Here is a 1015-nt window from a genome sequence, read left to right as displayed (position 1 = left end):
GCCCTTAAAAGAAAAAATCAAATTTTTAACAAAGGTTATTATTATTAAGGCGAAAAACCATTAAGCCGTTAAATGAAAATGCAAAGGGTTCATATACAATTATGTTAATTACGACCCGAATTGCTAGTTGATTATTTAGACATGACTTGATACCCGATAGAATATCTTAAAGTCTCTGGTTCCAGTGATTTAGCTGATTTTAACAGTAAAGAATACGCTAAAAGTATCATCTCTAATTTCAATTGAAAACCTTGAGGCGAATGACTTTTACAACGCTCAGCTCCTAGATTTGTCAAAAAAGAGAAAACTCGCTCAATCACTTTTCTACGTTTTGAAAAATTAGGGAAAAGGATTTTCTTTTGCTTCATGTTCTTCCTGACAGGTGTAATTAGATCAATTCCTTTTAATTCCAGCCTATCATGCAGTGACTGACCTAGATATCCCATATCTCCAAGGACTGTTGGTGTCCCAAATTGACTCAACACTTCCTCGGTCATTGAACTATCAGCCATTGAAGCAGGAGTAATTGTGTAGTCTATGACATAGCCTGATTCACTGACTAAAGCATGACATTTACATCCATAGAAGTACTGTCCCTTTGTAGCATTGTAGCCAACATTTGCATAATCTCCAAGAACTTTGCTTCTGAAGTTACGAATAGGCTGACACAAAGGAATGGGGAAGCTGTCAATAATGGATACACTCATTCCTTCAACCTCTTTAAAGACGAGTGCTTGGCGAATGACTTGGATACTCGGTAAGAGGGCATTACAACGGCGGACAAAGCGAGAATATTCTAGGAAATTAGGAAATAAACTTTGAGCCAGTTGGTGCTTAGCTTTAAGCGTTTCACTAAAATGCAGTACGCCCCAGAGGTAACAAGCGATAACTAAGCAATCTGATGTTGCGAGATGGACGTTCTTTCGGTTTTGAACCTCAAGGGAAACCCTCGTTTGATAAAGCGTCTCAATGGTTGTCAGTAAATAAACAAAAACTTTTGGAAGTGTGCTATTAT

Annotated in this window: 1 protein-coding gene; it reads right to left on the bottom strand. The window is 37.6% G+C overall.

Annotated features, from left to right (window positions below; all coding sequences use genetic code 11):
- Positions 1–131 precede the first annotated feature (131 nt).
- The coding region (locus ABZ321_RS58230; RefSeq protein WP_354905700.1) for an IS982-like element ISLll1 family transposase at positions 132–1015 on the bottom strand (884 nt) is incomplete at its 5' end.

It is taken from the genome of Dactylosporangium sp. NPDC006015 (genome assembly GCF_040614215.1).
Classification (GTDB): Bacteria; Actinomycetota; Actinomycetes; order Mycobacteriales; family Micromonosporaceae; genus Dactylosporangium; species Dactylosporangium maewongense.
This window is presented reverse-complemented; position numbering and strand designations above follow the sequence as displayed.